General features: G+C 69.2%; 19 protein-coding genes. 11 read left to right on the forward strand and 8 right to left on the reverse strand.

Annotated features, from left to right (window positions below):
- Positions 1-519 precede the first annotated feature (519 nt).
- Positions 520-690, forward strand: a complete 171-nt coding sequence (locus ACTWJ5_RS17835; RefSeq protein ID WP_009622326.1) for a hypothetical protein — start codon at positions 520-522, stop codon at positions 688-690.
- Here the strand turns inward: ACTWJ5_RS17835 and ACTWJ5_RS17840 are convergent.
- Together ACTWJ5_RS17840 and ACTWJ5_RS17845 are read right to left on the reverse strand one after the other, a co-directional pair.
- Positions 666-1,898: a CynX/NimT family MFS transporter gene (locus ACTWJ5_RS17840; RefSeq protein ID WP_370310834.1), complete on the reverse strand. Its 1,233-nt coding sequence runs from the start codon at positions 1,896-1,898 to the stop codon at positions 666-668. The genes ACTWJ5_RS17835 and ACTWJ5_RS17840 overlap by 25 nt on opposite strands.
- Positions 1,877-2,332, reverse strand: a complete 456-nt coding sequence (locus ACTWJ5_RS17845) for a nucleoside deaminase (RefSeq protein ID WP_256511476.1) — start codon at positions 2,330-2,332, stop codon at positions 1,877-1,879. The genes ACTWJ5_RS17840 and ACTWJ5_RS17845 overlap by 22 nt, the downstream gene beginning before the upstream one ends.
- 114 nt (positions 2,333-2,446) lie before the next feature.
- Between ACTWJ5_RS17845 and ACTWJ5_RS17850 the strand changes: the two genes are divergently transcribed.
- Positions 2,447-3,310 (forward strand): LysR family transcriptional regulator, encoded by an 864-nt coding sequence (locus ACTWJ5_RS17850; RefSeq protein WP_444436225.1) that lies wholly within the window; start codon positions 2,447-2,449, stop codon positions 3,308-3,310.
- Here ACTWJ5_RS17850 and ACTWJ5_RS17855 read toward each other — a convergent pair.
- On the reverse strand, positions 3,294-5,360 hold the full coding sequence (locus ACTWJ5_RS17855) for a putative bifunctional diguanylate cyclase/phosphodiesterase (protein WP_444436226.1): 2,067 nt from the start codon (positions 5,358-5,360) through the stop codon (positions 3,294-3,296). The genes ACTWJ5_RS17850 and ACTWJ5_RS17855 overlap by 17 nt on opposite strands.
- A gap of 163 nt (positions 5,361-5,523) precedes the next feature.
- On the opposite strand from ACTWJ5_RS17855, the gene ACTWJ5_RS17860 reads away from it, so the two are divergent.
- Positions 5,524-6,621 carry an FUSC family protein gene (locus tag ACTWJ5_RS17860; protein WP_444436227.1) on the forward strand — a complete coding sequence of 366 codons (1,098 nt, stop codon included), beginning with the start codon at positions 5,524-5,526 and terminating at the stop codon, positions 6,619-6,621.
- 32 nt (positions 6,622-6,653) lie between these two features.
- On the opposite strand, the gene ACTWJ5_RS17865 is transcribed toward ACTWJ5_RS17860, so the two are convergent.
- From ACTWJ5_RS17865 to ACTWJ5_RS17875, 3 genes are all read right to left on the reverse strand, one after another.
- Positions 6,654-6,980: a helix-turn-helix domain-containing protein gene (locus ACTWJ5_RS17865; protein ID WP_074986332.1), complete on the reverse strand. Its 327-nt coding sequence runs from the start codon at positions 6,978-6,980 to the stop codon at positions 6,654-6,656.
- The gene (locus ACTWJ5_RS17870; RefSeq protein WP_074986334.1) at positions 6,964-7,218 is read right to left on the reverse strand and encodes a type II toxin-antitoxin system RelE family toxin; all 255 of its coding nucleotides are present in this window, start codon (positions 7,216-7,218) and stop codon (positions 6,964-6,966) included. Before ACTWJ5_RS17870 ends, ACTWJ5_RS17865 begins: the two co-directional genes overlap by 17 nt.
- 160 nt (positions 7,219-7,378) lie before the next feature.
- Positions 7,379-8,137: a 3-oxoacyl-ACP reductase family protein gene (locus ACTWJ5_RS17875; RefSeq protein ID WP_074986337.1), complete on the reverse strand. Its 759-nt coding sequence runs from the start codon at positions 8,135-8,137 to the stop codon at positions 7,379-7,381.
- Between the two features lie 122 nt (positions 8,138-8,259).
- Here ACTWJ5_RS17875 and ACTWJ5_RS17880 point away from each other — a divergent pair, with 122 nt between their 5' ends.
- Both ACTWJ5_RS17880 and ACTWJ5_RS17885 read left to right on the forward strand, forming a co-directional pair.
- Positions 8,260-9,186: a LysR family transcriptional regulator gene (locus tag ACTWJ5_RS17880; RefSeq protein WP_253410488.1), complete on the forward strand. Its 927-nt coding sequence runs from the start codon at positions 8,260-8,262 to the stop codon at positions 9,184-9,186.
- A gap of 167 nt (positions 9,187-9,353) precedes the next feature.
- Positions 9,354-9,617, forward strand: coding sequence for a hypothetical protein (locus ACTWJ5_RS17885; protein WP_444436228.1), 264 nt, complete (start codon positions 9,354-9,356; stop codon positions 9,615-9,617).
- Positions 9,618-9,701: 84 nt separating this feature from the next.
- On the opposite strand, the gene ACTWJ5_RS17890 is transcribed toward ACTWJ5_RS17885, so the two are convergent.
- The gene (locus tag ACTWJ5_RS17890; RefSeq protein WP_009622335.1) at positions 9,702-10,016 is read right to left on the reverse strand and encodes an I78 family peptidase inhibitor; all 315 of its coding nucleotides are present in this window, start codon (positions 10,014-10,016) and stop codon (positions 9,702-9,704) included.
- Between the two features lie 212 nt (positions 10,017-10,228).
- Between ACTWJ5_RS17890 and ACTWJ5_RS17895 the strand changes: the two genes are divergently transcribed.
- From ACTWJ5_RS17895 to ACTWJ5_RS17910, 4 genes are all read left to right on the forward strand, one after another.
- Entirely contained in the window at positions 10,229-10,594 is a 366-nt protein-coding gene (locus ACTWJ5_RS17895) for a hypothetical protein (protein WP_009622337.1), read from the forward strand.
- Between the two features lie 1,138 nt (positions 10,595-11,732).
- Complete coding sequence (potE, locus tag ACTWJ5_RS17900; protein WP_301502967.1) at positions 11,733-13,070, forward strand: putrescine-ornithine antiporter; 1,338 nt, start codon at positions 11,733-11,735, stop codon at positions 13,068-13,070.
- Complete coding sequence (locus ACTWJ5_RS17905) at positions 13,067-13,954, forward strand: amino acid ABC transporter substrate-binding protein (RefSeq protein WP_444436229.1); 888 nt, start codon at positions 13,067-13,069, stop codon at positions 13,952-13,954. The genes potE and ACTWJ5_RS17905 overlap by 4 nt, the downstream gene beginning before the upstream one ends.
- A gap of 81 nt (positions 13,955-14,035) precedes the next feature.
- A complete protein-coding gene (locus tag ACTWJ5_RS17910; RefSeq protein WP_444436230.1) occupies positions 14,036-14,746 on the forward strand; it encodes a TetR/AcrR family transcriptional regulator in 711 nt (236 codons plus the stop codon).
- 449 nt (positions 14,747-15,195) lie between these two features.
- Here ACTWJ5_RS17910 and ACTWJ5_RS17915 read toward each other — a convergent pair whose 3' ends face one another.
- Positions 15,196-16,881: a 2-isopropylmalate synthase gene (locus tag ACTWJ5_RS17915; protein ID WP_444436231.1), complete on the reverse strand. Its 1,686-nt coding sequence runs from the start codon at positions 16,879-16,881 to the stop codon at positions 15,196-15,198.
- Between the two features lie 135 nt (positions 16,882-17,016).
- Between ACTWJ5_RS17915 and ACTWJ5_RS17920 the strand changes: the two genes are divergently transcribed.
- Positions 17,017-17,781: an AraC family transcriptional regulator gene (locus ACTWJ5_RS17920; protein ID WP_043271673.1), complete on the forward strand. Its 765-nt coding sequence runs from the start codon at positions 17,017-17,019 to the stop codon at positions 17,779-17,781.
- Between the two features lie 242 nt (positions 17,782-18,023).
- Complete coding sequence (locus ACTWJ5_RS17925; RefSeq protein ID WP_074978711.1) at positions 18,024-18,404, forward strand: RidA family protein; 381 nt, start codon at positions 18,024-18,026, stop codon at positions 18,402-18,404.
- The last annotated feature ends 105 nt before the right edge of the window (positions 18,405-18,509 follow it).

Genomic DNA, 18,509 nt, shown 5'->3' on the forward strand with positions numbered 1-18,509 from the left:
AACGACCGTGCGCCGACCTGCTCTTCGTAGGAGCGAGCTTGCTCGCGAACGGACGGTACCGGTGACTTCGGCGTGTTCGGCTGACTCCGCTCCCTCTCCCTAACCCTCTCCCTTCAGGGCGGGGCGCGCAGCCGAGGGCTGGGGAGAGGGCGCTCTTGCACCCAACACCGTAGCCACCGGTAAACCCCGTTCGCGAGCAAGCTCGCTCCTACGAGAAGCCATGCTCGCCTGCAACGTAACCCGTAGGATGGGTTGAGCGAAGCGATACCCATCACCGCAACCGCATGGGTTTCGCAAACTCAACCCATCCTACGAGAAGCGCCTCGGCGCGGTCGGCAAGACCCTTGCGCCTGGGGTATGCCCATCTGTAGGAGCGCGCCCTGCGCGCGAATCGCGGGCAGGGCCCGCTCCTACACAGGAAGACCACGTGCCATGACGCCGGATTTGCCCCGGATCAACCCCTTTCGAGCCGCAGCTGGCCTAGACTTGTTCCAACGACACAATGGATAAGACCCACCCATGGATTCCTTCGGCGTCACCCTCGCAGTCATCATCTTCGGCATGTTCATGCTCGGCATCGGCTTCACCATCCGTGAGCGGGGCGCGGGCGTGCTGCTGATGTGGGTCGGCGTGCTGAGCATGCTGTCGATCATCACCTACCGCATCTACCTCGCCACCTCGGCGGTCTGAGCGCCGCGCCAGCCGTGCATCGCCCGGGCATAGCCGGCCGGGGCGAAGCGCAGGGTCACCCCCAGCATCAGCAGCACCGACAATGCCAGCAGCGTCCAGGAGGCCTGGAAGCTGCCGGTGGCGTCGCGCAGCCAGCCGGTGACGTAGGGAATGATCCCGGTGATGATGAAGCCGATGCCCTGCACGAAGGCCGCCAGGCTGCCCGCCGGGCCGGGTTCGGCCAGGTGGTCGAGGGTCAGCGTCAGGCTCAGCGCGAAGCAGGCGCCCAGGCCGTAGCCGATCAGCGCCACCCAGGCCGCCGGCAGCCCCAGGGGCGACAGCAGCAGGCCGGCGAAGCCACCGAGCTGGATCAGCAGGCACAGGCACAGCCAGGGCCGGCGGTCCGCCGAGCCGCGGCTCAGGGCCGGCATGCTCAGTGCGCCGAGCACTTGGAAGAGGGTCATCAGGCCGATCAGTTGGCCGCTGCCCTGGGCGCTCCAGCCCAGTTGCCGGTAGAACATCGGCAGCCAGGCCACCATGCTGGTGTAGCCGCCGTTGATCAGCCCGAAGTACAGCGCCAGCAGCCAGGCCCGGCGGCTGCCGAAGAAGTGTTCGCCACGCCGCGCCACGCTGGGCACCGCCGCCTCGCGCGGGCGCACCAGGGCCCACAGCGCCAAGCCCAGCACCGCCAGCGCCACCCAGGCGCCCAGGCCCAGTTGCCAGTGCCCGGAGCCACCGGCCAGCACCGGCGCCAGTACCGCGGCGGTGCCGCCGCCGGCCATCAGCGAGGCCGAGTACAGGCCCATGGCCGCCGGCACCCGCTGCGGGAACCAGCGCTTGACCACCCCCGGCACCAGGGCCTGGATGATCGCCACGCCGGTGCCGGCCAGCACCGCGCTGGCGATCAGCGCCAGGCCGCTGTCCAGCAGCAGGCGCCAGGCGCAGGCCACGGCGATGGCCAGCAGCCCGGCGAGCATGCCGCGGCTCTCGCCCAGGCGCGGGCCCACCCAGGGCAGCGCCAGGGCGAACAGGCCCATGCACAGCACCGGCAGCACGGTCAGCAGCGACGCGCCCTGGAAGCCCAGGCCGGTGGCCTGGCGGATTTCCGCGAGCAAGGGGCCGATGGAAGTGAGGATCGGCCGCAGGTTGATGCCCAGCGCGACTATGACCAGCAGGCCGATCCAGCCGACCCGCGCCTTGTCGCCGCTCACGCCTGGTGCTCCCGCCAAAAGCCGTAGAGCCCCTCCTCGTCTTCCGGGCGCAGCGCCTGCAGCGGCAGCGACTGCCACTCCACCGGCTGCGCCATCTGCGCGTACACCGCCGCGGTGGACAGCCCGTAGGGCTCGCCGTCGGCGTTGGAATAGGCGTAGTAGGCGGCGCTGACGCCGCTCAGGTGCATGGCCGCCAGGCACATCGGGCACGGGTGGCCGCTGGCGTAGATCACGCAGCCGTCCAGGCGCGGGCTGCCCAGGGCGCGGCCGGCCTCGCGCATGGCCAGCAGCTCGGCGTGGGCGGTGGGGTCGTGGTCCAGGTGGATGCCGTTGGCGGCTCGGGCGAGCACCTCGCCGTCGCGCACCAGCACGGCGCCGAACGGACGGCCGCCGGCCTCGACGTTGGCCCGCGCCAGGGCCAGGGCTTCGCGCATGAATGCCAGGTGTTGCATGGGGAATCCTCCTCAGCGGGGCCCGTGTGGCGCCCCTTTCGTCGAAAGGGATTATCCCGGCATGACCTTCCATGGTGAAATTAAATGGAAAAATGACTTCCAGTGGATTTCCAAATGCTAGACCCGACCCTGCTGCGCAGCTTCGTCATGGTGGTGGACGCCGGCAACTTCACCCGCGCCGGCGAGTGGCTGCACCTCACTCAGTCCACCGTCAGCCAGCAGATCCTGCGCCTGGAGGAACAGCTCGGCTGCCGCCTGCTGGAACGCGGCCGCCGCCAGGTGCTGCCCACCGAGGCCGGCGAACGCCTGCTGGGCTACGCCCGGCGCATCCTCCAGCTCGGCGAGGAGGCCCGCGCCGCCCTCGGCGAGGAACACAGCGAGGGCGTACTGCGCCTGGGCATGCCCGAGGACTTCGCCGGTGAGCGCATGATGCCGCTGCTGGCGGCCTTCGCCGCGCAGCGCCCGCGCCTGCGCCTGGAAGTCTCCAGCGGGCTCAGCCACGAGCTGCTGCGCCAGTACCGCAACGGCGAACTGGACCTGGCCCTGGTCAAGCAATGGGGCGCCGACAGCGACTGCCTGGCGCGCTGGCCCGAGCCGCTGTGCTGGCTGGACAGCGCCGCCAACCCGGCGGCCGCCCGCGAGCCGCTGCCACTGGTGGCCTTCCCGCTCGGCGCGCTGTACCGCCAGGAGATGATCCACGCCCTGGAGGCCCAGGGCCGGCGCTGGCGCATCGCCTACGGCAGCGCCGCCCTGGCCAGCCTGTCGGCGGCGGTGGCGGCGGGCCTGGGCGTCAGCCTGCTACCACAGCGCTGCCGGTCGCCAGCGCACCGCGTGCTCGCCGCCGCCGAGGGCTTCGCGGAAATCACCGGCCTGGAACTGGCGCTCTACGCCCGCGCCGACCTGCCCAGCGCCGGCCGCAGCCTGTGCGAGCAACTGCGCGAGCTGTGCGCGCAGCTCAGCCTCACACCGGCTGGGTGAGCCGGCCCAGGAACTGCTCGGCCGGGCACGGCTGGCCGAGCAGGTAGCCCTGCAGCGAGTCGCAGCCCAGGCGGGTGAGGAAGTCCTGCTGGCGCGGCGTCTCCACGCCCTCGGCGACGATGCGCAGGTCCAGCGCCTGGCCCAGCGCGACTATGGCCGAGACGATCGCCGCATCGTCGCTGTCCTGCTCCAGGTCGCGGACGAAACCGCGGTCGATCTTCAGCTCGTTGGCCGGCAGGCGCTTGAGGTAGAGCAGGCTGGAATAGCCGGTGCCGAAGTCGTCGATGGACAGGTCCACGCCCATGTCGGCCAGTTGGCGGAGGATCGCCAGGCTGTTGTCGGCATCGCGCATGGCGGTGGTCTCGGTGATCTCCAGGGTCAGGCAATTGGCCGGCAGCGAATGCCGGCGCAGGGTCGCGGCGACGTTCTCCACCAGCGCGGCATGGCAGAACTGCAGCGCCGAGAGGTTCACCGCCACGCGCCAGTCGGTGTAGCCCTGCGCGTACCACTGGCGCATCTGCCGACAGGCCTCGTCCAGCACCCACTCGCCGATGGGGATGATCAGCCCGGTGCGTTCGGCCAGGGCGATGAAGGCGTCGGGCATCAGCAGGCCGCGCTGCGGGTGCTGCCAGCGCAGCAGCGCCTCGGCGCCGACCAGACGCTGGCTGGCGGCGTCGAACTTGGGCTGGTAGTGCAGCACGAACTGGCGCAGCTCCAGGGCCGCGCGCAGGTCCTGGAGCATCTGCAGGTGGTTGCGCGCGTTGGTGTTCATCGACTGCTCGAAGAAGCTGTAGGCGTTCTTGCCGCTGCCCTTGGCGTGATACATGGCGGCGTCGGCGTTCATCAGCAGTTCCTGCTGGGTGGCGCCATTGCCCGGGTAGAGGGCGATGCCGATGCTGCCGGAGATGCGCAGCTCCTGATCGTTGACGTGGAACGCCTCTGCCAGCAGGCCGATCTGCTGCCCGGCCAGGCCCGCGGCGTCCTCCGGCGCCTTCAGCTCGACCAGCAGGACGAACTCGTCGCCGCCGATGCGCGCCAGGGTGTCCTCGCCGCGCAGGCTCTCGCGCAGGCGCCGGGCCACAGCCTGCAGCAGCTGGTCGCCGATGTGGTGGCCGAAGGCGTCGTTGACCGGCTTGAAGCCGTCCAGATCGAGGAACATCAGTGCGAAACAGCCGCCGTGGCGCTGCACCTTGGCGATCAGTTGGCCGATGCGGTCCTCCAGCAGCAGGCGGTTAGGCAGGCGCGTCAGGTTGTCGTGCAGGGCCAGTTGGGTGAGTTCCTGGTTGGCCTGCGCCAGGGAGTCGGTGAGCTGCGCGGTGCGCGCCTCCAGGCGGGCGTCGAGCACCGAGGTGAGCAGCGCGATGGCGAGGATGGCCAGGGTCACGAGGATCACCAGCAGCGCCAGCCAGCCGTTGTCCAGCCCGGACGGCGCGGCGCCGCAGAAGCTGCCCAGGGGGAAGCGCGCGGCGGCCATGCCGGTGTAGTGCATGCCGACGATGGCCAGGCCCATCAACAGCGCCGCGCCGCCGCGCACCAGGCGCACATAAGGCGTATTGCGGCGCAGGCGGAAGGCGATCCACAACGCCGCGCCCGAGGCGACGCCGGCGACCACCAGGGACAGGCCGAACAGCAGCGGGTCGTAGTCGATGCCCGGCTGCATGAGCATGGCGTACATGCCCAGGTAGTGCATGCCGGCGATGCCGCAGCCCATCACCAGGGCGCCGGCCAGCAATTGCCAGGTGGGCAGCTGCCGCTGGCCGACCAGGGCCAGGGCGAAGCCGGAGCTGAGCACCGCCAGGGCCAGCGACAGCAGCGTCAGGCTCAGGTCATAGCCCAGCGGGATGGGCAGGCTGAAGGCGAGCATGCCGATGAAGTGCATCGACCACACGCCGATGCCCATGGCCACGGCACCGCCGCCGATCCACAGCCAGGCACTGGCGCCCCGGGCCCTGGCGATGCGCCCGGCGAGATCGAGGGCTGTGTAGGAGGCCAGAACGGCGACGAAGAGGGAAATCAGCACCAGCGCGAGGTCGTAGCGGCCTGTCAGCATGTCGAATCTCTGGAGCGCGGCCCGTGGCGCGCGCAAAAGCGCAGATTCTAGCCAAGCGCCGGCACCTTCAACCAGATGCATTTCGGTTGCGGGGCGCCGCCGGGTTTGCCGCTCGTCGGCCACAGCACCTAAGCTGAGCGGATTCACTCCACGAGGAGCCCCCTTGGCGAACATCCTGCAATCCCTGGCCCTGCCCTGGCGCCGCCTGGCCAACCCCTACACGCGCTACCGCTACGCTGCCTGGATCCACTGCGTGCGCGTCGGCCTGGCGCTGCTGGCCTCCATCCTGCTGACCACCGGCATCGACATCCCCCACGGCCTCTGGGCCTCGGTCACGGTGCTGGTGGTGATGGGCGGGCTGGTGCACCAGGGCACCATCCGCGGCAAGTCCCGCGACCGTATCCTGGGCACCCTGCTGGGCGCCGCCGTGGGCCTGGCGATCATCCTGGTGCACAACCTCAGCGGCTCCAACGCGCTGGTCTACCTGCTGATGTCGCTGGCCGGCGCCGTCGCCGCCTTCTACGCCATCCGCCGCCCCGGCTACGTGGCGCTGCTGGCGGGCATCACCATGTGCACGGTGGCCGGGCATGGCGACAACAGCATGACCGAGGGCCTCTGGCGCATGCTCAACGTGCTGATCGGCGTGGCCCTGGCGCTGGTCTTCGCGCAGATCTACCCGCTGCGCGCGGTCTACGTCTGGCGCTACCTGCTGTCGGACAACCTGCGCGCCTGCGCCCGCCTGTTCGGCCAGCTGAGCAGCAATGCCGACCTGCGCGCCGAGCACTTTGCCAGCCAGTTGGAGGAGCTGGACCAGCGCCTGGTGGCCTCCCGCGCGCACCTGGCGCCGGTGGCGCGGGAAACCGGCATGCCGCTGCGCGAACTGGAACTGATCCAGCGCGCCCACCGGGCCATCATGGGCACCCTGGAATCGCTGCTGGCCTCGCGCCAGTTCGCCGCCCAGGCCGGCGACATCGCCCCGCCGCCCGCCGACCTGGAGTCCATGCGCCAGGCCATCGGCCGCCTGCTGCTGCAATCGGCCCACGCCCTGAAGTTCAGCCGCACCTCGCGCCTGGTGCAGGAATGCCAGGGCAGCGGCCACCTGCCGCCGCGCCCGCAGAGCCTGGCCGGCTCCTTCGAGGTGCAGGGCTTCTACTGGCTGACCCTGCGCCTGTACGAGCAGGTGGAACAGCTCTCCGCACAACTGGCCGGCAGCGCCGCGCACTGGAACATCCAGAGCCGCGACCGGGTGCCGGCGCGGTGAGCCTTCGGGCGCTCGGTGCGGGTGCCGGGAAACTACAGCTCCAATTGCGCCGGCGCTATGCCGAGCGCACTGGCAATGCGCGCCCGGGTGGCTTTCCTCGGCCGCGTCGACGCCTCCTGCTGCGCATAGGCGGACTGCGTCACGCCCAGGCGTTCGGCCACCTCCAGCTGCGTCAGCCCCAGGTGCTCGCGCCAGGCCCGGATGGCGCTGGCGCCGTCCACCATGCGGCTGACCACGTCATGGGGAATCAGGTTCTCATCCAGGCGATGCTGCGCCACATAGTCGGCATAGGGGATCACCACGAAGGCCGGCTTACCGTCCGTGTCATTGATGATCTGCACCTTAGTAGGTTCGCTCATCGCGCTTCTTCACCTCTTGCACCGCAACGATCCTGATTTCACCGTCCCAATCGAACAGTACCCGGTAGTTGCCGACGCGAAGCCGGTAACCGTAAGTGTGATTGTTCAGCGCCTTCACATGCCGGCAATCAGGCATCCGGCTCAACTCGCCAACGGCATCGCGAATCTGTGCCTGGTGGCGCCCGTCCAACCTGAGCAACTGCTTGACCGCCTTCCGCGTCCAGTTGACGGAGTTCATCGGATATTAGCCTTTTATTAGAATTCCGATAAATACCTTATATCCATGCCAGCCCCTGGGATTGCGCTTCTCAATGCGAGTCATGCCCTCTGGCTTTGGCGGGATGATGGGTAAGGCGCGTGGCGGCATCCCCTGCCGCCACGCGCCTCCATGAAAGGTCTCAAGCCGCGAAGCCGCCGTCGATCAGCAGGTTGGCGCCGGTGATGTAGGCCGCTTCCGGGCCTGCCAGGTAGGCCACGAAGGAGGCGATTTCCTCGGCGCGGCCGTAGCGCTCCAGGGCCATCAGGCCTTTCAGCGACTCGGCGAACTCGCCGCTGTCGGGGTTCATGTCGGTGTCCACCGGGCCGGGCTGCACGTTGTTCACGGTGATGCCGCGCGGGCCCAGGTCGCGGGCGAAGCCGCGGGTCAGGCCGGTCACCGCGGCCTTGCTCATGGCGTAGACGCCGCCGCCGGCGAAGGGCATGCGCTCGGCGTTGGTGCTGCCGATGGTGATGATGCGGCCGCCCTCGCCCATGTGCCGGGCCGCGGCCTGGGTGGCGACGAACACGCTGCGCACGTTGACCGCCAGGGTGCGGTCGAAGTCCTCCAGGGTGAACTCGTCCAGCGGCGCCACGGCCAGCACGCCGGCGTTGTTCACCAGGATGTCGAGGCGGCCGAAGTGCGCGGCGGCGCGTTCGATGGCGGCCGTGAGCGAGTCGGCGTCGGCGCTGTCGGCCTGGATGGCCAGGGCGCGGCCGCCGGCGGCCTGCACGGTGGCGGCCAGGTCTTCGGCCTTCTGCGCCGAGCTGACGTAGGTGAAGGCCACGGCGGCGCCGTCACGGGCCAGGCGCTGGACGATGGCCGCGCCTATGCCGCGCGAGCCGCCCTGGACGAAGGCGACCTTGCCGGCGAGGGAGGTGTTGGGGGTGCTGGTGCTCATGTCGGTGCTCCGGGAAAGGGTGGGAAGTGAAGCGACAGGCACAGTCTCCTCCTGCCATTCTCTACCCGGTAGCCGGTAATCGCTATATTCAGTCGATCCGATTGGTTTATGCGAGCCTGGCCATGGAAACCCTCAACAGCATCGAATGCTTCGTCCGCAGCGCCGAGGCCGGCAGCTTCGCCGCGGCGGCCAGGCGCCTGGGCCTGACGCCGGCGGCGGTGGGCAAGAACGTCGCCCGCCTGGAGGCCGGCCTGGGCGTGCGCCTGTTCCAGCGCAGCACCCGCAGCCTGAGCCTGACCGAGGCCGGCGAGCGCTTCCTGGCCGAGGTGGCGCCCGGCCTGGGCAGCATCCGCAACGCCCTGGCCAACCTGGCCGGCGCCGACGGCCAGCCCAGCGGCACCCTGAAGGTGAGCATGGGCCTGGTGTTCGGCCGCGACTACATCCTGCCGCTGCTGGGCGAGTTCCTCGGCCGCTACCCGGCGATCCGCCCGGACTGGCACTTCGACAACCGCCAGGTGGACCTCATCGCCGAGGGCTTCGACGCCGCCATCGGCGGGGGTTTCGAGCTGCCGCCGGGGGTGGTGGCGCGGCGCCTGTCGCCGGCGCACCTGGTGCTGCTGGCCAGCCCCGCCTACCTCGACGCCCGCCCGCCGATCCGCACGCCGGAGGACCTGGCGCAGCACGACGGCATCCGTATCCGCTCGCCGCAGACCGGCCGCGTGCGCCCCTGGGGCCTGAGCCACCGTGGCGGCAAGGGCCAGGCGCCCATCGAACTGGGCGAGCGCATGTACATGAGCGACCCGGAGGCGGCCTGCCACGCCGCCCTGCAAGGGCTGGGCATCACCCTGGTGAGCATGCAGCACGCCGTGCCCTACCTGGACGATGGCCGTCTGCTGCGGGTATTGCCGGACTGGTACGTGGACGCCGGCATCACCAGCCTCTACTACACCGCCCACAAGCTGCTGCCGGCGAAGACCCGCGCCTTCGTCGACTTCGTTCTCGAGCAGTTCCGCGCGCGGCAGCTGGACCGGCGGTTTTCCGCGCTGTAACGCGAAAAAAATGACACGTCCGGCAGAAGGCAAGGTCGAAACAGGCGTCAGGTATTCCTGACCGCCCCGATCGGCATCGGGTGAAGCGCCATCCACGGACCCGCAGGCTCGCCCTGCCAAGGCCCTGCGCCCCAGGTTCATGGTGAACCCATCCAGGAGACAGCCCCATGAAGAAGATCGCCCTCGTCCTCGCCGCCACCCTTGCCCTGCCGCTGGCAGCCATGGCCGACAGCAAGCTCTGCGACGCCAACCTGACGCAGTTGAAGGACTTCATCGCCACGGCCAGCAAGAACGCCACCGGCGTGAAGGTCAACGTGGTGCAGGAGCATATCGACCAGGCCGAGAAGGCCCGCGCCGCCGGCGACTACGAGTCCTGCGTGAGCCACACCACCCAGGCGCTGCGCATCATCCGCAAACCGGCCAACCGCTGACCGGGTACCCAGGGTGCGGGAGCCCTCGCCGGGCTCCCGTCACCCCGCGCCCGGGCATTGCACGCCGGGCGCGGTTTCGCCGCCTCAACCGCAGTTGAGCCCGCGCACTATTTCGCTGTCGTCGACATTGATGTTCAGGCGCTGCGAGTTGTATTCCAGGGTCACCGCATCATGGGGGTGCAGCGCGCGTGCGCTCTGCGCGCCGGAGTCGCGCCGGGCCTGCTCCACCAGCGCCTGGGACAGCGGCTTGCCGACCAGCGACTGCACCGCCCCGGCATTGCAGCGGCCGGTTTCGGGCGCGGCGGCGGCCGGGGATTCGGCGGGCTTGTCGGCGCTGCTGCAACCGGCCAGCAGGATGGCGCCGAACAGCATGGCCGGCAGGGCTCGATTCAAGGGCATAAAGCCTCCTTGGCTTGAGGGAAAACCGCAACCATAACAAGCCGCGCCGCAGCCGGCCCGGTTTTTGTGTTGCCGGCTGCATCGAAGCAGCCCCGGAACGACCGTACGGCGCCCTTTACACAGGATTTACACAGCGCCGGTTACACTTTGCGGGAACAGAATGTCTTAGAAGTATCCGGCCCCCAGGCCGGGAATTTCAGGAGGTAAGACAGATGATTCGCCGGATCCCGCAACTCGCCCTGGTGTTGTGCGCGTCCTTCGCCCTGGCCGGGCAGGCATCGGCCAACAGCAATACCGATGCGGCGGCCATCGGCGCGGTGGTCGGCGCCGTCGTGGGTGGCGCTGTCGTCGCCGGCGCCTCTGCGCCGCCTGCCCCGGTCTACGTGCAGCCTGCCCCGCCGCCGGCGGCCTACTATCCGCCGGCCCCGGTGTACTACGCTCCGCCGCCGCCTCCGGTGGCCGTGGTGGTGGCGCCGCCGGTGCGCTATTACCGGCCGGTCTATTATGGGCCGGCGTACTATGGGCCGCGTTATTATGGGCCGCCCCATGGTTACTACCGTGGGTATCGGCACTGGTGATGGATGGATAGTGCCTGGGTCTGGAAGAGCGCCGTTTCCTGTTGAGGGGAACGGCGTTTTTTCTGGGGCATGTTTTGTTTGATTGCGAGCCTTTATCTCACGCGCCGATCCTCCTCCCCCGTCATTCCCGCGAACGCGGGAATCCAGTGACTGGCGGGTTCGCGAGCAAGCTCGCTCCTACGAAAAGCAAAAGCGCGTCCGCTCTTGGGACTTCCAGAGAAACCTCCGCGCACTCCGAAACGCCCCTTCAGAAGGCCGAGCGAAACCGGCGCTCAGGAGGTCATGCGACATGGATGTCGCGAGAGCCCCGATGGGCTACAGGGACGTACCCTCGGGGCGGGCCTCCGTGGCGGGGGAATTCGTGAGGGTAGCCCGGCTTCATCGGGCCCGTATGTCGGGGCAAGCCTTTTTGGTTCCTTTTTGCGGGGGTGGCCTTCCACCGTTTGACAAAAGGGACTCGCCCGAGGGGGCGAAACAAAAAATCTCCGCAGACTCGGAGCGGCGCGCTACACCAAGCCCCCAAGCCACTGGGTTCCCGCGTTCGCGGGAATGACGGGGTTGGGGTTAGGAGTATCAGGATGACTCCGAACTCCCCACCCACTCCAAACAGCCCCCTCTCCCTTCAGGGCGGGGCGCGCAGCCGAGGGCTGGGAAGAGGGTTACGGACTCCACCCACACACCTCTGCCAACCCTGACTCCGCTCCCCCTCCCTAACCCTCCCCCGCAAGCGGGAGAGGGGACCGTTCGGCGTGAAGCGCATTCACGAAGCTCCCTGCCCCCTCATCCGTCTAGTCAAACCAATCGCGGACGGAGTCCGCTCCTACGGGGCCAGAATCGTCAGGCATCGGCGCGCCGGCCAACGGCGTATAACCGCGAACGGTTATACGCCCTACGCGCTCACAGGATGACTCCGAACTTTCCGCCCGCTCCGAACGGCCCCCTCTCCCTCCGGGAGAGGGCTGGGGTGAGGGCAACGGACTTCACCGCCACTCCGCTGCCAACCCTGTACTCCACTCCCCCGCAAATGCCACCCCAATCCCATTCCTGAAAAACACCCCGCCACTCGATGGCCGCCCCGCCAGGCCATGCCTATTCTTTGAGCATTCCGCCGCTTCGCTCACCGCCCCAGGAGGCCTGCATGGCCGCGACCAGGAAGATGGGCCTCACCGGGCTGACCACCCTGGTGATGGTCAACATGATGGGCTCGGGGATCATCATGCTGCCCTCCAGCATGGCCCAGCTGGGCGCGGTCTCGCTGCTGTCGTGGGTGTTCACCGCCGTGGGTTCCATGGCCATCGCCTATTGCTTCGCCCAATGCGGCATCTACTGCCCGCGCTCCGGCGGCATGTCCGCCTACAGCGAGGAGGCCCATGGCAAGTCGGCGTTCTTCCTCTGCTCGTACCTGTATTTCCTGTCCCTGGTGATCAGCAACGTCGCCATCAGCCTTTCCGCGGTGGGCTACCTGACGCCCTTCTTCCCCTGGCTGGGCAGCGGCTCGGTGCCCCTGCTCCTCGGGACCCTGGGGCTGATCTGGCTGACCACCCTGGCCAACTTCGGCGGCCCGCGGATCACCGGGCGGCTGGGCTCGGTCACCGTCTGGGGGGTGATCATCCCGGTGGCCGGGCTGGGCTTCTTCGGCTGGTTCTGGTTCCGCCCGGAGGTCTTCGCCGCCGCCTGGAACCCAAACGACCTGCCGGTCAGCCAGGCGATCACCGACAGCATCCCACTCACGCTCTGGGCCTTCCTCGGCATGGAGTCGGCGGCGCAGAACTCCGACGCGGTGGACAACCCCAAGCGCAACGTGCCGCTGGCCTGCCTGCTGGGCACCCTGGGCGCGGCGGTGGTGTACGTGCTGTCCACCACCGTGATCCAGGGCCTGGTGCCGAACCCGGAGCTGGCCAACTCCAGCGCGCCCTTCGCCCTGGCCTATGCGCGCCTGTTCAACGACGGCGTGGGCAACCTGGTCATGGCCCTGGCGGTGATGGCCTGCGTCGGTTCGCTGCTGGGCTGGCAGTTCACCCTGGCCGAGACGGCCAAGGTCACCGCCGCCCAGGGCCTGTTCCCGCAGCTGTTCACCCGCGTCACCAACGCCGGCGCGCCCCTGGCCGGGCTGGTCACCTGCGCGGTGCTGCAGAGCCTGATCGCCCTCTCGACCATCTCGCCCAACGCCACCGCGCAGTTCAACAAGCTGGTGAGCCTGGCGGCGGTCACCAACATCATCCCCTACATCACCTCGCTGACCGGGCTGGTGGTGATCCTCTACAAGGCCGGCGTCGGCATGGACCTGGTGCGCCGCAACACCGCCGTGATGCTGGTCGCCGCCTGCTACTGCTTCTACGCGCTCTACGCCTCGGGGCTGGAAGCGGTGTTCGGCGCGGCCCTGGTGATGGTGGTCGGCTACCTGCTGTTCGGCTTCATCGCCAAGCGCTTCGTCAAGGCCTACGAGCGCCTCGCCGCGCCGCCGGAGTCGCCATGAACCGCCTGCTCGCTCCTCTGCTCGTGCTGCTGTTGCTGGTGCCTGCCGCCCAGGCCGACACCCTGGCGCGCATCCAGGCCAGCCATACTCTGACGCTGGGCTTTCTGGCCGACAACGCGCCCTTCTCCGAGGGCGACGAGCGCACGGCCAGCGGCTACGCCATCGACCTGTGCCAGGCGCTGGTCGCCCGCCTACGCAGCCAGCCGGGCCTGGGCGAGCTGCAGGTGCGCTACCGGCCGCTGCCCCTGGAGCAGGCCCTGGAAGCCGTGCACGGCGGCCAGGTCGACCTGTTCTGCAGCCCGCTGGTGGAAACCCTGCAGCGCCGCGAGAGCGTCAGCTTCTCGCTGCCGGTGTTCACCGCCGGCCTCGGGGTGATCCTCCGCCGCGACGCCGACCCCACCCTGCTGGCCGCGCTCAGCGGCGCCCCGCGCGAACGCACCCCGACCTGGCGGGCGACCATCAACCAGGGGCTGAACAAGCGCAGCTTCGCCGTGCTGCGCGGCAGCACCAACGTGCAATGGGCGCAGCAGCAGGCCCGCGCCCTGGGCCTGCAGTCGCGCCTGGAGGAAGTCGGCAGCTACCAGGAAGGCGTCGAGCGCGTCCTGCACCGCCAGGTGGACGCCTTCTTCGGCGAGCGACTGTCGCTGCTCAACTACCAGGCCCGTTCGGCCGAAGGCGACCGCCTGCAGGTCTCCGAGCACCTGTTCGAAGTGGCCCGCGTCGCCCTGGCCCTGCCCCGCGACGACGACGCTTTCCGCCTGCTGGTGGACCGCGCCATCAGCGAAACCCTGCGCGGCCCCGGCGGCGAGGCGCTGTACAGCCGCTACTTCGGCCGCCCCTCGGAGCAGCAACGCATGCTGCTGCGCCTGTACACCCTGCCCTGAGGCGGCGGAAGGTCCAGGGGACAAGGCCTCGCCTAGCGCTATATACTTTTGTAAATAGCGATAGCAGTCCCCGGATACCCCATGAGCGACCAGGCCACCCGCCCTGCCCGTACCCCCGCCAACCGCCGCAAGGCGGCCGTCGATGACAGCGAAGCCCTGGGCATCCGCGAGCGCAACCTGCGCCTGATCCTCAAGGCCGCCAGCCAGGAATTCGCCGCCAAGGGCTTCCAGGCCGCGCGCACCGAAGACATCGCCGCCCGCGTCGGGCTGCCCAAGGCCAACGTCTACTACTACTTCCAGAACAAGCGGAACCTCTACGCGCGGGTGCTGGAAACCCTGGTCGAACCGCTGCTGCAAGCCGCCGCCCTGCTGCGCGCCGAACTGCCCCCGGAGCAGGCGCTGCCCGCCTACATCGAGGCGCGGATGCGCGTGGCCCACGAGCACCCGCACACCTACAAAGCCGTGCTCGGCGAAATGCTGCTGGGCGCTCGGCAACTGCCGGCCCCCTGCGGCGAACGCCTGCGCCAGGCCGCCCAGGACAACCTCGCCTGCCTGCGCAGCTGGATGGAACGCGGCCTGATCGCCACGGCCGACCCGCAGCACCTGCTGCTGTTCCTCTGGTCGGCCACCCAGGCGCACACCCACTTCGGCTGGCAGGCGTCGCTGATCACCGGCAAGACACGGCCGGCGGAGGCGGACTACCGGGCGGTGGCTGAAAGCGTGAGTCGGTTGGTGCTGGGTGCCCTTGCGGTGGATGGCCCGCGGGGGCGGTTGCGGCCTTTTCCGCTTTAGTGGGCAGCGGGCTTTCGTAGGCCGCTCCGGGGCGCTCTTCGTAGGAGCGAGCTTGCTCGCGAATGGGATTTACCGGTGGCTACGGTGTTGGGTGCAAGAGCGCCCTCTCCCCAGCCCTCTCCCTGAAGGGAGAGGGGGCTTGTCCGTGCCGAGAGAAGGAATGGTTTCAGCTGGTAATCACTGTGCTAGCCGGCTGACTCCAGAACATCAACCTCTGCCCAACGGCCCCCTCTCCCTTCAGGGAGAGGGGGCTTATCCGTGCCGAGAGAAGGAATGGTTTCAGCCGGTAATCACTGTGCTAGCCGGCTAACGCCGAACTATCAGCATCTGCCCAACGGTCCCCTCTCCCTTCAGGGAGAGGGTTAGGGAGAGGGAGCGGAGTCAGCCGAACACGCCGAAGTCACCAGTACCGTCCGTTCGCGAGCAAGAACTAGGCGTCCCCCTCGCTCCTACAAAAAGCCACCAGGCGCTACACGTCCCCCAGCAAAGCGCGACACCGCACAAAGCACAGCCTGAATCGACGCGCTGACGATGTTGGCATGGCAACCGGCACCGAAGCGCGTGCCCGCCTCGCCCGGCCAGGCCACTTCCACCAGCGCCAGGGCCTGGGCGTCGGCGCCGCTGCCGAGGCTGCGTTCCTCGTAGCCGTCGATGCGGATCGGCAGGCCCAGGGCCGCCACGCTGGCGTCGATCGGGCCGTTGCCCACACCTTGTAGTTGCCGGCGGCGGCCGTCGGCCAGTTCCACCTCCAGCACTATGCCCTGCCCACCCTCGGCCTCGAACAGCCGGTGGCCGACGTAGACCAGGGCGCCGCCGGGTCGCGCCGGGGCCAGGTAGGTCTGGGCGAACAGTTGCCACAGCGCCTCGCTGCTCAGCTCGGTCTCGCTGCTGTCGGCCTGGCGCTGCACGATGGCGCTGAATTCCACCTGCATCCGCCTCGGCATCACCACGCCGTGGTCGCGCTGCAGCAGGTAGGCGATGCCGCCCTTGCCCGACTGGCTGTTGACCCGCACGATGCTGTCGTAGGTGCGCCCCAGGTCCCGGGGGTCGATCGGCAGATAGGGCACTTCCCAGAAACCGTCCGCGGCCTGGGCGGCGAAGCCCTTGGCGATGGCGTCCTGGTGCGAACCGGAGAAGGCGGTGAACACCAGGTCGCCGACGTAGGGATGCCGTGGGTGGATCGGCAGCCCCGTGCAGGCCTCGGCCACCCGCGCCACGCCGGCGATGTCGGAAAAGTCCAGGCCCGGGTGGATGCCCTGGGTGTAGAGGTTCAGCGCCAGGGTCACCAGGTCGAGGTTGCCGCTGCGCTCGCCGTTGCCGAACAGGCAGCCCTCCACCCGCTGCGCGCCGGCCAGCAGCGCTTGCTCGGCGCAGGCCACGCCGGTGCCGCGGTCGTTGTGCGGGTGCACCGACAGCACCACGTGCTCGCGGCGTTCCAGGCGCTGGTGCATCCACTCGATCTGGTCGGCGAAGACGTTGGGCGTGGCCACTTCCACGGTGGTCGGCAGGTTGATGATGATCGGCCGTCCAGGGCCGGCATCCCAGGTGCAGATGGCGGCGTTGCACATGCGCAGCGACACCTCCAGCTCGGCCATGCAGAAGGTCTCCGGCGAGTACTGCAGCACCCATTCGGTCTGCGGGTGCGCCGCCACCTTCTCCTTCAACAGCTGCACGTGGCGCACCACCAGTTGCTCTACCTCGTCCACCGACAGGCCGAACACCACGCGCCGCCACACCGGGGCGATGGCGTTGTACAGGTGCACGATCACTCGACGCGCGCCCGCCACGGCACGCACGGTCTCGTCGATCAGGTCCTCGCGCAGTTGGGTCATCACCATGGGCGTGACGTCGTCGGGGATGCCGCCCTCGTCGATCAACTGGCGGATGATCTCGAAGTCGGTGCGCGAGGCGGCCGGGAAGCCCACCTCGATCTCCTTGAAGCCCAGCCGCACCAGCTCGGCGAACAGGCGCAGCTTGCGCTCGCGGTTCATGGGTTCGAACAGCGCCTGGTTGCCGTCGCGCAGGTCGGTGGACAGCCACACCGGGGCCTGGGCGATGGTCTGCGACGGCCAGCGGCGGTTGGGCAGGTCGATGGTGGGGAATGGGCGGTACTTGGCTTGCGGGTTCGCGTGCATGGTCTGGCCTCGAACGGGTGTTCGGGCCCAGCATAGGCCGGGCGCAGCCGTCCAACTCGCGCCAAAGGGTCCATCGTTGTCGCAAAAGGGTCATCCTGCGCTAAGCTCGCCCTTCCCCCGCAACGGACGCGCCCCATGGTCGACCACGCCAGCCTGCCCTACGAATCCCTGGAGATGCCGGTCACCGGCGTCGCCATCGACTACCCCAGCGGCCATGTGGTGCCGCCCCACAGTCACCCGCGCGCACAGCTGATCTACGCCATCGAAGGCGTGCTGGTGGTGGAGACCCCGGCCGGGCGCTGGGTGACGCCGCCGACCCGCGGCGTCTGGCTGCAGGCGGGCGTCGAACACTCGCTGCGCATGCGCGGCGTGACGCGGGTGCGCAGCCTGTTCGTCAACCCCGACGCCATCGACGGCCTGCCGGTCGGCGACTGCGTGATCGACGTATCGCCGCTGCTGCGCGAACTCATCCAGGCTGCCACCCAGGTTCCCGGGCGCTACGCAAGCGACAGCCGCGACGGCCGCCTGATGCGCTTCCTGCTCGACGAACTGCGCAGCCTGCCGGTGCTGCCCTTCCACCTGCCCTGGCCGGACGACGAACGCATCGCCCGGGTCTGCCGCGCCCTGGCGGAAAACCCGGCGCAAGGCAGCAGCGCCGAGCACTGGGCCGAACAGTTGGCAATGAGCCCGAAGACCTTCCACCGCCGCTTCCAGCGCAGCACCGGCATCACCTTCGGCCGCTGGCGCCAGCAGGCGCGCCTGCTGCTCTCCCTGGAGGCCCTGGCCCAGGGCCTGCCGGTGCTGGAAGTGGCGCTGCAGCACGGCTACGACAGCCAGAGCGCCTTCGCCGCGGCCTTCCGCCGGCAGTTCGGCGTGGCGCCTTCGGCGTTCTACCGCTGAGCGCCTGGACGTAGGGCGCATAACCGTTCGCGGTTATCCGCCGATACACCGCGGCCACAGTCAACGCCCAGGTCAACCCCGGAGCCGCCGGGAATCAAGGCCAAACGGCAGATAACGCCGTAGGCGTTATGCGCCCTACGCCCCGGTACCGGCGTTGCCCGATGTGCGGACCCGCGCGGATGACGCCATCGGCCCCGGCGGGTAAGCTGCCGCCCCTCGTCCCACCCGCAGAAAGAGGCCCCATGGCTAACAACGACCTCAGCTTCCTCCCCGACGCCGACCCGCAGTCGATCTCCTCCGACGTCGCCGGCTTCGGCGGCCTGCTGGTCTCCACCCAAATACCCACCCGCGAGGACGGCAGCCTGGAGCTGGGCGGCATCGTCGAGCAGAGCGAGTGCACCCTGCGCGCGCTGAAAACCGCCCTGGAGCGCGCCGGCAGCTCCATGGAGCGCGTCCTGCACCTGACCATCTACCTCACCGACATGGCCGACCGCGCCGCCTTCAACGAGGTCTACCAGCGCTTCTTCGCCAAACCCTGGCCGGTGCGCGCCGCCGTCGGCGTGGCCGCCCTGGCCGTGGAAGGCATGCGCGTGGAAGTCACCGCGCTGGCCGCCAAGGCCTGACCGGGCCCCTTCGCCGTCCGGCGCCCTGCCGGGCGGCGCCACCACCGGGCAGCGCACGGGTGCCCGGCGGGCGTTTCGCCGCTACAATGCGCGCCTTGCCGTGTC

It is taken from the genome of Pseudomonas sp. A6 (genome assembly GCF_052367875.1).
GTDB lineage: Bacteria > Pseudomonadota > Gammaproteobacteria > Pseudomonadales > Pseudomonadaceae > Pseudomonas > Pseudomonas citronellolis.